Origin of the sequence: Pyrobaculum calidifontis JCM 11548 (assembly GCF_000015805.1) — an archaeon.
GTDB lineage: Archaea > Thermoproteota > Thermoprotei > Thermoproteales > Thermoproteaceae > Pyrobaculum > Pyrobaculum calidifontis.
The window spans coordinates 1,592,656-1,604,674 of sequence record NC_009073.1; the positions used below are offsets into that span (position 1 = coordinate 1,592,656).

Annotated in this window: 12 protein-coding genes and 3 tRNA genes; 6 read left to right on the forward strand and 9 right to left on the reverse strand. The window is 58.4% G+C overall.

The genetic code is table 11. From position 1 onward, the window contains the following. Positions 1–10 precede the first annotated feature (10 nt). Genes PCAL_RS09030 through PCAL_RS09050 form a run of 5 tightly spaced genes read right to left on the reverse strand, consistent with a single transcriptional unit; the run spans position 11 to position 2,806 of the window. A complete protein-coding gene (locus tag PCAL_RS09030) occupies positions 11–649 on the reverse strand; it encodes a precorrin-2 dehydrogenase/sirohydrochlorin ferrochelatase family protein (protein ID WP_011850386.1) in 639 nt (212 codons plus the stop codon). A 23-nt stretch (positions 650–672) separates the two neighbouring features. After that, positions 673–867 carry a hypothetical protein gene (locus PCAL_RS09035; RefSeq protein WP_011850387.1) on the reverse strand — a complete coding sequence of 65 codons (195 nt, stop codon included), beginning with the start codon at positions 865–867 and terminating at the stop codon, positions 673–675. 16 nt (positions 868–883) lie between these two features. Further along, positions 884–1,498: a uroporphyrinogen-III synthase gene (locus tag PCAL_RS09040; RefSeq protein WP_011850388.1), complete on the reverse strand. Its 615-nt coding sequence runs from the start codon at positions 1,496–1,498 to the stop codon at positions 884–886. A gap of 2 nt (positions 1,499–1,500) precedes the next feature. Beyond that, a complete protein-coding gene (gene cobA, locus PCAL_RS09045) occupies positions 1,501–2,247 on the reverse strand; it encodes a uroporphyrinogen-III C-methyltransferase (RefSeq protein ID WP_011850389.1) in 747 nt (248 codons plus the stop codon). Between the two features lie 22 nt (positions 2,248–2,269). Beyond that, positions 2,270–2,806, reverse strand: coding sequence for a hypothetical protein (locus tag PCAL_RS09050; RefSeq protein ID WP_011850390.1), 537 nt, complete (start codon positions 2,804–2,806; stop codon positions 2,270–2,272). A 45-nt stretch (positions 2,807–2,851) separates the two neighbouring features. Between PCAL_RS09050 and PCAL_RS09055 the strand changes: the two genes are divergently transcribed. Next, positions 2,852–3,439: an HAD family hydrolase gene (locus PCAL_RS09055; RefSeq protein ID WP_011850391.1), complete on the forward strand. Its 588-nt coding sequence runs from the start codon at positions 2,852–2,854 to the stop codon at positions 3,437–3,439. Here the strand turns inward: PCAL_RS09055 and PCAL_RS09060 are convergent. Further along, on the reverse strand, positions 3,397–4,533 hold the full coding sequence (locus tag PCAL_RS09060; protein ID WP_011850392.1) for a TIGR04053 family radical SAM/SPASM domain-containing protein: 1,137 nt from the start codon (positions 4,531–4,533) through the stop codon (positions 3,397–3,399). The two genes, PCAL_RS09055 and PCAL_RS09060, sit on opposite strands and share 43 nt — an antisense overlap. A gap of 23 nt (positions 4,534–4,556) precedes the next feature. Continuing rightward, positions 4,557–5,837 carry a glutamate-1-semialdehyde 2,1-aminomutase gene (gene hemL / locus PCAL_RS09065; protein WP_193322655.1) on the reverse strand — a complete coding sequence of 427 codons (1,281 nt, stop codon included), beginning with the start codon at positions 5,835–5,837 and terminating at the stop codon, positions 4,557–4,559. Between the two features lie 46 nt (positions 5,838–5,883). Here hemL and PCAL_RS09070 point away from each other — a divergent pair. From PCAL_RS09070 to PCAL_RS09085, 4 genes are all read left to right on the forward strand, one after another. Continuing rightward, positions 5,884–6,011: transfer RNA gene (locus PCAL_RS09070), tRNA-Pro, on the forward strand. Positions 6,012–6,096: 85 nt separating this feature from the next. Continuing rightward, positions 6,097–6,221 (forward strand) — tRNA-Gln (locus PCAL_RS09075). Positions 6,222–6,475: 254 nt separating this feature from the next. Continuing rightward, on the forward strand, positions 6,476–7,867 hold the full coding sequence (locus PCAL_RS09080) for a gamma-glutamyltransferase (RefSeq protein WP_193322656.1): 1,392 nt from the start codon (positions 6,476–6,478) through the stop codon (positions 7,865–7,867). Positions 7,868–7,903: 36 nt separating this feature from the next. Continuing rightward, on the forward strand, positions 7,904–8,065 hold the full coding sequence (locus PCAL_RS09085; RefSeq protein ID WP_193322657.1) for a hypothetical protein: 162 nt from the start codon (positions 7,904–7,906) through the stop codon (positions 8,063–8,065). Between the two features lie 369 nt (positions 8,066–8,434). Here PCAL_RS09085 and PCAL_RS09090 read toward each other — a convergent pair. Continuing rightward, positions 8,435–8,557 (reverse strand) — tRNA-Pro (locus tag PCAL_RS09090). Between the two features lie 89 nt (positions 8,558–8,646). After that, positions 8,647–10,782, reverse strand: a complete 2,136-nt coding sequence (locus PCAL_RS09095) for a hypothetical protein (protein ID WP_193322658.1) — start codon at positions 10,780–10,782, stop codon at positions 8,647–8,649. 480 nt (positions 10,783–11,262) lie between these two features. Between PCAL_RS09095 and PCAL_RS09100 the strand changes: the two genes are divergently transcribed. Beyond that, positions 11,263–12,012: a carbon-nitrogen hydrolase family protein gene (locus tag PCAL_RS09100; RefSeq protein WP_011850396.1), complete on the forward strand. Its 750-nt coding sequence runs from the start codon at positions 11,263–11,265 to the stop codon at positions 12,010–12,012. The last annotated feature ends 7 nt before the right edge of the window (positions 12,013–12,019 follow it).

Sequence of the window (12,019 nt, forward strand, 5' to 3'; positions counted from 1 at the left end):
TGCCCTCTGTTTATATATACTGCCTCATAATCTCGCGCCCTCTTTCTACTGCGCCGTCTACGTCGCCGTTGAAGACGCTTGTTCTAAACGCCTCGTCGCGCCACAACGCGTCGTAGAAGTCCAATCTGCGCCTCACGTCGGGTATACGCTCCTTTGCCTCAGCCTTCAACGCCTTGTAGGCCTTGAAGAATGTCGGTATCCAGCTCCTCTTGATGCATTCCTCAATCACGTCCAGAGAGAGGCGCGCGGGGGCTCCCGCGGCGCCTTCGCTTGTGACAGCCACTCTAAGGCCCTCGACAACTCTCTCATAGGGGACAACCACATGGGTGCGGGAGGCGTCTGTGGCGTCGTTTACAAGCTTCCCCCTTTCGCTGGCCAGGCGGAACAAACGGTCGGCTAACTCTCTGTCGCTAACTGCCACTACGACGATGTCAGCCCACTCAACATCTTCTGCTGGGTCGTACTCGTTTAAGTCCGCAATTTTTATCTCCACGGGCAACTTCTTCAGTTCGTCGCTGACCTCTCTAGCAATTACGCGCACCTTGGCGCCGCTGGAGGCGAAGAACTTTGCCCTCCTTGTCCCCACGGCGCCGCCGCCGAGGACTAACACCTTAAGGCGAGAGGCCTCTACCCAAAGAGGAATGCGCATGTAAAAAACGGGACCTTTATAAATTAGCCGAGGATGAGCTGTTTGACTCCCTCGACTAGGGAGTTCAAAATCGAGTTGGTAGCATTGCGGAAGCCCAGTATCTTGTCCACCGCGCCCTGAACCATGCCGCTTATGGTTAGCGCGAATGCTGATACAAGCGCCACGGCTATAAGTATTAGCAAGACCTCCTCGACGAGCACCGATCCCCTCTTCTTCATGTAACAACTGCGCTTTTTAAGCCACTGCTGTGGCTTTGACCGCTGCCTCTATCGTGGCCTCCGGCGCTACTATGTGGGGGATGCCCAGCTCGGCTAGTTTAGCTGACGTGACAGGCCCTATTGCTACAACTCTCTTACCCCTCAAGTCTACTCGCGAGGCGACAACCTCAGCCACTGTGGCGCTCGTTAAAACTACCGCCCTCGCCGCAGCTATGGCCGCCGTGGCGCTCTCAAGCTTGTCCGGCTCAATAACTATGTCGTATACTGGCACTTCCACGACGTTTGGAACTAAGCTTTTCAATACGTCGTTGCCCATCCCCGACCTTAACACCACAACCACCCCCGGCGCGAGTTCCTTAAGCAACTTGGCCACGCCGTAGCTACTGTACTCCCTCGGCGTGATGCAATTCCCTACGGCCTCTGCAGTGGCGGGTCCGACGCATATTACACATTTGAACCTCGCTCTTATTTTTTCGAGGTCTACAAACTGCGCCACGGCGGGGCTCATCACCACTAGGTAGTCCCCCTCGGGGATGTACACGTCGGGACGGGGCGCCACGCGGCCTATGGATATGCACGTTGCCCCCTCGGGACACTTCCCCTCTTTAATTCTCACCACGACTATGGACATGGCTAAGAGGGCGGTGGTGAAATCTTCCTTACATGCTCCATCAACGCGACGCCCTTTGCCACCACGTGACCTACCACAATAATCGCCGGGCTAGCCACGCTCTTAAGCTCCCCCAAAGTCGTCGTGATAAACTCCTCGTCGCTGAAGTAGGCGGACCTTATCACCGCCACTGAAGTCTCGGGGCTCAGCCCTCCCTCCAACAGCTCTCTGGCAATCTCCCCCGCCGTAGACGCACCCATGTATATAATCAAGGTGTCCACTGCGCCGGCCAGCTTCCTGAAATTTACAAACCTCCTCCCCTTGCTTGGGTCCTCTCTGCCGGTAACAAGCGCCACAGAACTCGCAATGCCCCTCGCCACTGGAGGTATGTAGTACTTAGCGGGGGCGGCAAGGCCGCTGGTGACCCCGGGGACAAACTCGCAGTAGATCCCCCTCTCTGCCAAGTATAGACACTCCTCGAAGCCTCGGCCAAAGACAAGGGGGTCGCCCCCATGCAACCTCACCACAATATCCACAGCCTTGGCGTACTTGTACAGCAGTTCGTTAATTTCCTCCTGCGAGGGGCCCACGCCGCCGGGGCTCTTCCCAACATCCACGAGGAGGGCCCCCCGCTTTGTGTAACTCAGAAGCTCCTTGGCCACAAGCCTGTCGTACACCACGACATCTGCCGCTTGGAGCAGGCGAAGGCCCTTGACAGTAATAAGCTCGGGGTCCCCAGGCCCGGCGCCTACAATATATACACGGCCCACGCGTAAACGTCAGAGACGTAATTTAAGTTACGCTCTTGCTAGGCCCCCACTTTTCCAATACTATCGGCAATACAGACTTGAAGTAGAGAAGAAATTGCCGTTGTTCTGCCAGCGGCGGCAACAGCCTCGCGCCGCATCTTGCGTATAAGCTCTCAATCTTCTTATAGATGTAGCCTCTTGTCAACACCACAGGAGCCGCCACGTTGACGCAAGGCGCATCCCTAATGTTTGGCTCGCCTTCCAAAAAGGCTACTGGCAAGCCCAGCGCGCCTACGTCGCCTCTGTCAGGCCCGTGGAATATGTACAACTGGGCGCCAAGCGAAAGGAGAAACTCCCTAAACCCAGGCCACTTCACCAACGGCGGCGCCTTCACAGCCGCAATACTCAACGCCTTTCTGTAGTCGGCGCCATCTGCGACGAATACAGGCATCCCAAGCCCCCCCGTGAACATTGGCTCCGCCTCGAGAAAGGCGTAGCCAGCCCCCACCGCCTTAGCCAGCATAGCGGCTTGCTTGTTATGCTCAGCGTCAGGGGAGCCGTGGAATATCAACACCAACACGTTGGCCACGCGACATTGTTTTAAAAACCCTTGGCTGCCCCACTCGTGTACATCTTCGACCTCGACGGGACGCTCGTGGAGTCGGTGGACGCACACATCGGGGCGTGGATAGAGGCATTGGAACTCATCGGCATCAAAAAGCGGAGAGAGGAGCTGGCCCCTCTAATGGGGTTGCCCGCTCTCGAAATAGCGCGGCGCATAGCGCCTCAACGCGCCGAAGAGTTGGCAAGAATTAAGAACAAGCTATTCCTAGAAAAGTACCTAGGTGCCGTGCGCGCATACGACGACGCGGCTGTGCTGTCGCGCCTGCCAAGGCCCATAGCCGTGGTCACTTCGGCAAGCGGCTACGTGGCCAGGGAGATCCTAAAGGCCACGGGACTCGCCGAGTATGTGGACTTAGTGGTGGGAGGCGACGAGGTCCCGCGGGGAAAGCCGGCGCCGGACCCCCTCTACCTAGTGGCAAGACGCTTCGGGGTCCCCCCAAGCGAGATGGTGGTGGTAGGCGACAGCGAATACGACATTGAGATGGCTAAAAACGCCGGCGCTTTAGGCGTCTGTATAGCTAGACGCGGCGTCCCCTGCAGAGGAGCTCACCGCGTCATCTCCACACTCTTCCAACTACTGGGGATATAAACGCAGGCTGGGTCCTCCGCCAGCGGGTTTTTAAACACGGCGAATGCCCGGGCCCTCGAGCCGCCGCATATGTCCTTATACTCGCACACGCCACATCTGCCCTCAAACTCGCCACGCCGCATTTTCACCAGGAGGGGGTGGTTGCGGTAGATGTCCACTAGGCGCCTTTTCCGCACATTGCCCAGGGGGTAGGGGAGGAAGCCGCTTGGGGTCACAGTGCCGTCGTGCCCCACGAAGATTATGCCAAAGCCATCCCGCGTGGGCACAATAGTGGGGTCAACGCCCCGCTGAGGCGGGCCCAGAAGCTCCCTCAGCCTTGCTACAAGCTTGTCGTAAAGGAGATCGCTGTAGGCCTTTCCGCGCAACCTCTCAAGCTTGGCCCTCCTGTAGAACGGGGCCTCGACAGTTCTGACTTGGAACCCGTAGGTGGACACGTCGACAAGGAACTGAACAGCGGACTCGTACTCCGCAGGCGAGATGTCCAACTCCTCCTTGGCTCTGCCAGTTACAATGAGGAAGAAGACCTCCCACACCTTTACCCCGAGCCTGCGGAGGAGGTACGCCACGTCGGGGAGCTCGCTGAGCGACTTCTTCCACACCACAGTGTTGACTTGGACAGATATGCCCAAGTCCAGCGCCCTCTTTATCGCAGACACTGTCTCAGCAAAGCTACCCGGGACCCCCCTCAACTCGTCATGAGTCTCAGCCGTGGCCCCGTCTAGGCTTATCGAGATAGACTTGACGCCAGAAGACTTGATACGCCTAAGGGCCTCGTCGTCTAAGCTCTTTGAAACGGCGGGGGCAAGCGAGACGGGCACCCCCAGGGAGTTGGCGTAGTCCACAAGCTCGAAGAGGTCCGCCCTCATCAACGGGTCGCCGCCGGTTATAATGAGGAGGGGCTTGGGGTCTCCAAACTCCGCCACTTGCTCAATAAGCCTCTTCCCCTCCTCAGTTGACAGCTCGCCCGGGAGAGGCTTTAAAATTGCGTCAGCCCTACAGTGCTTACAAGCAAGGGGACAGGCCTTTGTGGACTCCCAGAAGACCAACAAGGGGGCCTCGTGGAATCGCCTAATGAGCTCCTCCACGCTCCGCATTTCCCATCAAGCGCTATCCACATTTAACTATTGCCGCCCACCTCGCGCCTCAGCTCCCTAAACACCTTCTCCAAAGCGCCTAGCGCCTCTTCGACCACCTCGGCCGTATGCGCCGCGCTTGTGAAATTGACCTCAAACTGTGACGGGGCTAAGTAGACGCCGTGCCCAATGGCCAACTCGTGCAACTTCAGATAAAGCTTCTCGTTGCTCTCTCTCACGTCCTGCGGAGTCTTGACATCGCCCTTCTTGAAGTAGAACTGGAACATCGACGCTATGTGCTTAACTACCACGTCGAAGCCAACCCTCTCAGCCAAGTCCCTTATGCCCTCCGCCATCCTCCTCGCCGCATCGTTGGCGACGGAGTAGACTTGGCCACCCTCCAGCTCCTCGAGGACGGCGAGGCCCGCCGCTATCGAGACAGGGTGCGCGTTAAAAGTGCCAGCGTTATAAACGGGACCTTGCGGGGCCACCAAGTCCATGATGAAGGACTTGCCGCCGAAGACGCCTATTGGGAAGCCGCCGCCGATAACCTTGCCCAAAGTCGTCAAATCAGGTACCACGCCGTACAAGCCCTGCGCGCCGCCTAGGCCTACTCTAAAGCCCGTGATAACTTCGTCAAATATCAAAAGCGCGCCGACTCTCTCCGTCTCCTCTCTGAGCGCCTTCAAGAACTCCACCTCTGGGAGTATCAAGCCATAGTTGCCGGCGATGGGCTCCACAATCACTGCGGCCAGCCTATCCCCCACCTCTCTCACCGCCTTAACAAAGGCATCTACGTCGTTGTAAGGCACCACGACCGTCATCTTAACCACGTCGCTAGGGATGCCGGCACTCGTCGGGATGCCCCACGTGGCTGCTCCAGACCCAGCCTTGACAAGCACATAGTCGTGAGAGCCATGGAAATTACCATCGAACTTAATTATGTAGTCCCTCCCAGTAAAGCCCCGAGCCAGCCTAACCGCGTTCATGGTGGCCTCAGTCCCCGAGTTTACAAACCGCATCTTCTCGACAGAGGGGACATGGGCCCTTATCTTCTCAGCAAACAACACCTCCTCCTCAGTCAACAAGGCATATATCCAGCCCCTGGCCAACTGCTCCTCCACAGCCCTACGAACCTTGGGATGGGCGTGGCCGAGGATAATGGCGCCAAACGCGAGGCAGAAATCCACAAGCCTCCCCCTATCCGTGTAGAGATACGGCCCCGAAGCCGCCTTGGCCACCAGGGGAGTGGGGAGGTGCTTAAGCGCACGGGCAGGCGAGTTGACGCCCCCCGGAAAAACAGCCTTTGCCCTCTCAAACAGCATGAGGACACCATCAAACACTTTTAAAAACTGTACATCAAAGGGCATGGGGGCCGTAGTCTAGCCTGGTAGGATAGGGCACAGCCCCCCAAGGCGTGGCTTGGGAGGCGCAGCCCAAGCCCCCACGTGACCCCGGGAGGGAGACCCCCGGGAATTCAAATCCCGGCGGCCCCACCACACTCTCCTCCACGCGAAACCCCACAGAAGTTTATACATAGAGGCAAGGCGAAAAAGTTTAAAAACGCGGCGGTATAAAGAGGCGAGCCCGGTCGTCTAGCGGCCAACGGGGAACCCGGCTAGGGATGCGGGGCTTTGGATCCAAGGGAGGAGAAACCCCGTGGCCCGGGAGGAGCAAGCCCGGGAATTCGAATCCCGGCCGGGCTACCACGCTCTTACTCTCCCCCGATTGAGCGCTGTACATAGACCGCCGCTTAAACTACCTAACAGTCTCAAGACTCCCCCTATTCACGATACATATTCTAGACGCCGACCTACTACTATGAGGACGTTTAACACTGAGGAAGGTCACAAGTTGAAAATGGCGTGGCGGTAGCCGGCCCCGCCTTCATTCATCCCCGTGACTCGGGGACGTCGGCGGGCGGGGAGCCGGGGGGTGTATTAATATGGGGGTTGGTTTTTGTATGTTTCTCGGCCGTAGATTCGCAATAGCGTCGGAGAGCTACTTAGCCTCTAGGGCGGGGTTTGAGGCCTACAAGCTCGGGGGCAACGCCGTAGACGCGGCGGTGTGCGCCTCCATTGTGCTCACGTATACTCTCCCCCACCTCGGCGGAGTGGGGGGCGACCTCTTGGCGTTGGTGCACCGCGGAGGCTCCGTTGATGCGGTGTTGGGACTTGGGTGGGCCCCCAGGCGGGTTCCCGAGAGGCCTCCTGCTAGAGACCTTCAGTCGGCCGTGGTGCCTGGCTACGTGGCCGGGCTTTACGAACTCCACAAGAGGTACGGCGCGTTGGAGTGGGGACGCGTAGTCGACGTGGCCCTAGACGCCATGGCGCAAGCCACGATGCACCCCTCCCTAGTGTCCGCCATTGAGAAAAACGAGGCGCTCCTCAGAGGAGACCCCGGGGGCAGAGTGTACCTAGAACTGCCAAGGCGCCCAGGCGCGCCGTACCGCATAGAGCCTCTGCTGAGGCTCTGGGAGCGGCTGAGGGACGACCCCCTGTCCTTCTACGACGAAGTCGCCGAAGACATAGTTGCGCTTGGCCACTTTGAGCCCGAGGACTTCAAGCTGTATAGACCCGAGGTTAGGCGCCCAATCTCGGTGAAGCTCGGCGACGCCGTTGTGTACGAGGCGCCGCCCCCCTCGCTGGGCTTCGCCGTGCTTCTCGCCGCCAAACTCGCCAAGCCCGCCGCCTCCCCCTTCAGCTACGAGAGGATAAAGAACACAGTGGCAGCGCTTAAGAAGGCGCATTGGGCCAGGGACAGATATCTACACGACGGCAACGTCCCAGTGGACGACTTGCTCTCGGGCAAGATAGAGCTGGGAGAGGCCTTGCGGCCGGCGCCCACCCCCGGCACCACCTACCTAGCGGCTGCAGACGGCGGACAAGTGGTTTCTGTAATACAGTCTCTGTACTACCCCTTCGGCGCTGGCGTCACCACGGCCAAATACGCCATCACTTTGAACAACAGGGCAAGCGACTTCACCGACGGCCTCAACAAGGCGGCCCCCCACAAGAGGCCAGCCCACACCCTCTCCGCAACAGTGGTCGAGAGAGGCGAAGAGGTCTACGCCTTGGGCGCCAGCGCGGGCCACTACAGGCCGGCCATCTACGCCCAGCTAATACACAACCTAGTAGTGTACAAAATGGCCCCAAGAGACGCAGTGTGGGCCCCCAGGTTTATATGGCTGGGAGGCGACGAGGTACAGGCAGAGGAAGGCTACGAGCAGGAGCCAGGAGTCCACCTCGTAAAATACCCAAGCAGGCTGGGAGTCGCCGCCCTGGCCTACAAAGGCCTAGACCACGTAGGCGCCGTAGCCGACATACGCGGCGACGGAATCGCCATAGGCATTTAGGAGAAAAGTTTAAAGACAAAGACACCATAGACGCATATGCAGTTTAAATGCGCCATATGCGGCCGAGAAGACACTCCACTACTCGAGGCAAATGTAAAAGGCATGGGAGCGGTGCTCGTATGCCCCGACTGTTGGTCAAAGCTAATGGCAGAGAACAAGATCATAATCGGCACCTCCGGAGGTTGCGCCTGTGGATAAACCCAGAATGAGTAAAAAGGGAGGGGGTGATTTTAAAGGGGACGCTGTAGACTCACCCGCAATAGCAGGTACATTGCATCTGTCCAGAACGTCTCGATCGTCTCTTTGAGAGGTGCCTTTCGAGGACTTTAGCCAAAATATATACGGCTAATATTGTTGCAACTATTGGTATTACCGCTCTATACACTAATCTGGAAATTAGTTCATTAAACATCGCGCCAATGTTGCCTGTCTCAACGGGCGTAAACGCCAGTGCGTAGGCGCCTGCCATTAGCGCCATAAGCAACGCCAGCGCGCCCCGCTTAGTCACCATTTAACGCTTGGACATGTTATAAAAAGTTTTCGTCGATGAGCCTTCGTAGAAAGGTGTGGTGGGGCCGCCGGGATTTGAATTCCCGGGGTTCCCCTCCCGGGATCACCGGCGTTCTCTAGACCCCTGCCGCGGGGAGTCTTCCCCAGGCCGGCATCCTAGCCAGGCTAGACTACGGCCCCGTTCCTTTCCCTCCTTGTGACGCGTTTATAAATTTTTTAGCCTGTTGTAGAGCCAAAGGCGGAACTTGGACATGCCATTAAGTCTAACATCAAGCACCTCCATGCGGAGAAGCTCTCTCCCCTCCCTCTTCACGGGAAAGGTCATGTACTTTTATCCATAGCTTTAAAAACATGGGCCAACCCACTCTGGCTGGTAGTTCAAGGGCGTTCCAATTCCACTTCGGCCACTTTTGCTCTTTGGCAACCAGCCCCAGCCGCCTCTCCAACTGCTCCACCGCTGGGCGAAGCTCCTCTGCCAATTCGCCTAGGACTCTCTTTGCCGACTTCTCATCGCTACACGACTCGCAGTAGAGGAGGAAGTGGCGGAAGTCTGTGTACAGCTTAAACACGGCCGCCCGCTCGGCGCCCCCCACACCTCTCACTTTGAAGTAGAGACTGACGCCTCTCTTCGTCCACTCCACCTTGTCCACACCCTCCACTCTGGCGAAGAGACCCTCAAGGGCCTTCGCCGCCTCTGGTTGCGTGGGGGTCGTGACGGCCTTGTGTGCCAACCACAGCTCAACGGCCCACCTCTCCTCAACGACGCCGAGGAGTTGGGCGAGAGCCAGAAGCGAGATGACCTTAGGCGCGTCTGACCCGGCAAGCCCACTCCACGACTTGGCCAGAGACGCCGCGTACTCAAGCACCTCGCCCGCGAGGACTGCTCCAAGCACCCTGACCGCGTCCCTGGAGCTGGCGTATACGACCGCGCCCTTACCTATCGCCCTTATTTTCGCCCCATACGCGCCAGCCCACGTGGCCAAGAGGCGTAGGACTGCCTCGGCAACCTCGGTGTATTTGGCTGAAAAGCCAAGCGTCTTGTGGACGAAGTCCACTACGCCGTCTCCCACGAGGAGAGAAAGCCACTCCCTTGGGCTATTTACAATGCCGATGAGGAGGCGGCCCGCCACTGCAATTGCGAGAGCCTCGTCGCTACGGCCAGCGTCTAACGCCTCCCGCTCCTTCTCCTCGAACAGGCGCTTTAGACCCTCGACAAGGGCCTTTCTGCCACTCTCAACGCCTTCCCTCTTCCCCACCTCAGCGGCTTTATCTGTTATGCGTTTGATGTCCTCGCATAGCTTGCGCATCGCCTCTAGCCACATGCCCTTGGCCTCGTCCACTACGAACCATAACTCCTTCCCGTACCTTTCGGCGATGTCGTTAAAAAGCTCTTTAAACGGCTTGTCGTCACGAGCAACAGCTCTGAATGTCAGAGCGAAGCCAGCCTCGGTGTGCGACACCCCAGCCACTTCAATCTCTACCCTCTCGAAGGGGTGCGCAAAAAGCTTGAGGAGAAGGGGATCGGGAGTTTCTATCTCTTTCCCAGAGGCATCTGACACCAGTAGGCCCCTAAGGCCCTCCACACTGGCGGCGCCTCCGTCCACCTCTGCTTCAAGCTTCGCCAGCCTAAGCTCCACCTGTGCCACGTGCTTATCGGAACCGCTCGGTTTGTGGATCTTTGCAGTTGCCAGCCTGAGCCACCTCTCGCCGCCCCACTCCACTTCCTCAAAGCGGACTGGGAGGCCAGCGATGGACTTAGCAAACACCTCAACCCTTATCGACTTCTCTCCGCCCAGGAAGACTAACACAACCACACCATCGGCCCTTGCGCCCCCATACACGACGTCGCCCACCTCGTAGCATAGGTAGTGCACCATGTCCTTCTTGCGCACGTCGAGTGTATCGACGAGCTCCTTGTCTACGTGGACGTAGTTCTTTCTCCCAGCCTCGTCAACTCTAGCCGTAGCCCTCCACCTCTCGTGCACCGCCCTATAGATGAGGCCAAGCGCGGCCTCCACAGCCGCCGCGGCGTTTGCCATGAAGTGGTCCACCTCGTCGCGAGTCACCTCGCGTGCCGCTTTGCTCATAAGTCTAGCTCTTATTAAGCCCTTCGTCTCGGTCTCCAGGTTTGCCTTCACTGCGCCTTCGACCAGGCGGGCGAAGTCGGCTGAGGCAAAGCCCCTGGAGACGTGGCCGACCAGACTCCCCTCCAGTCCCTCCACGGCCCTAAGCCCACTCAACACGTCGCCGAGGGCCTTATCGACGTCGGCCTTGGCTACTGGGTTGAAAAAGCCCAAAGCGGCCAGCTCGGCGAACTGGGATGCGCCCGTTGTGGCCATCTCCGCATTAGCCGAGGGGGCGTTGCGGCATCCAGGGTAAAGCGTAGCGGGGACACTTGTGTGCACAGGTAGACAACGCGTGAGCGAATATAAGCTATTTCGTTACGGAGATGTTATGAGAAATCACTAAAACTTTTACTCAACCCACTGTCTTAACGTTAGTGGAGGGCGGCCGTGGCCACCTCGCCAGCAATGCCTTGCCCAAGCCGGAGCACTTTTGCTAGCACTACACCAGGGTGCTACACGTGAAAAGGCATGTATATAGCCTCAGCCACTCAATAATTCCTGGAACACGAAGAGGCTATATAAACCGCTTGTCCCCTCGCAGCCCGCCGACACCACAACCTCAAGCTCCTTCATCACTTTGCCCTAAACAGAGCCGCAACGCCTAAACACCTTCCCCACGGGTCCACTCACAGAGAGACCCCACGTAAATATCCACGATTATAAAATGTATGGGCTTATAAAGCGCCCTGCACCGCGTTCACGGTAGGGGGCGCCGAGGAATAGACGGCTTGGTATATAACTCACCCACAGCTTGTCCCTATGCGCATTGCTGTAGGTCAGACGCCGCGCTTTAGGGGCATAGAGGAGGGCGTGGAGTGGCTTCTCTCTAGGCTTCCCAGGGCCGATGTTTTGATCCTCCCCGAATATTGGGTGGGCACGCGCCCGCTGAGCGGCGAGGAGTTTCAGAAGTACGTGTCCGCCATGGCGCATGTGGCAGAGGCGCTGGGCGGCGTGGTGGTGGCTGGGGCTGTTGCGGTAGAGTTTGGGCCTCATGTGAAAAACGTATGTCCAGTGGTGGGCGGCGGGGGGCTTGTTTCACTGGGGGAGAAGATCTTCCCCGCTGCGGCGACTGGGGAGCGGGAAAGGGTTGTGGGCGGCTCTAGGCTGGCCTTGTTCAAGGTAAGGGACTGGGCCGTAGGCTGCCTCGTGTGCGTGGATATTCTCTACCCCGAGCTGGCTAGGAGGCTTGTGTTGGCTGGGGCCGAGGTGTTGGTGAACCCTGCCAGCGTTTCCTCAGACAGAAGATCCCTTTGGGAGGCTGTGGGGCTGACGAGGGCCTTTGAGAACTCTGTCTACGTGGCCGCGGCGCTGGGCACCGGGTATCTGTACGCCGACGGCAGGCCCGTGGAGGGCGGCTCCTTCGTCGCCTCCCCCAACGGCTCGCTTTTGAGGTTCGGCTCCGAGCCGGGGGTCTACACAGCGGAGCTCGATAAGGCCGAGGTTCACTACGCCAGGTCTAGGCGGCGGTTTCTCGACGACTTGGAGAGAGTGGGCCGTGTGAATGTTTAAAAAGGGT

Bases quoted from the DNA above. Each gene is read 5' to 3' on its own strand.
- PCAL_RS09040 (WP_011850388.1), bottom strand. From the start codon at position 1,498: ATGTCCATAGTCGTGGTGAGAATTAAAGAGGGGAAGTGTCCCGAGGGG.
- PCAL_RS09085 (WP_193322657.1), top strand. From the start codon at position 7,904: ATGCAGTTTAAATGCGCCATATGCGGCCGAGAAGACACTCCACTACTC.
- PCAL_RS09060 (WP_011850392.1), bottom strand. From the start codon at position 4,533: ATGCGGAGCGTGGAGGAGCTCATTAGGCGATTCCACGAGGCCCCCTTG.
- PCAL_RS09030 (WP_011850386.1), bottom strand. From the start codon at position 649: ATGCGCATTCCTCTTTGGGTAGAGGCCTCTCGCCTTAAGGTGTTAGTC.
- PCAL_RS09100 (WP_011850396.1), top strand. From the start codon at position 11,263: ATGCGCATTGCTGTAGGTCAGACGCCGCGCTTTAGGGGCATAGAGGAG.
- PCAL_RS09080 (WP_193322656.1), top strand. From the start codon at position 6,476: ATGTTTCTCGGCCGTAGATTCGCAATAGCGTCGGAGAGCTACTTAGCC.
- hemL (WP_193322655.1), bottom strand. From the start codon at position 5,837: ATGCTGTTTGAGAGGGCAAAGGCTGTTTTTCCGGGGGGCGTCAACTCG.
- PCAL_RS09035 (WP_011850387.1), bottom strand. From the start codon at position 867: ATGAAGAAGAGGGGATCGGTGCTCGTCGAGGAGGTCTTGCTAATACTT.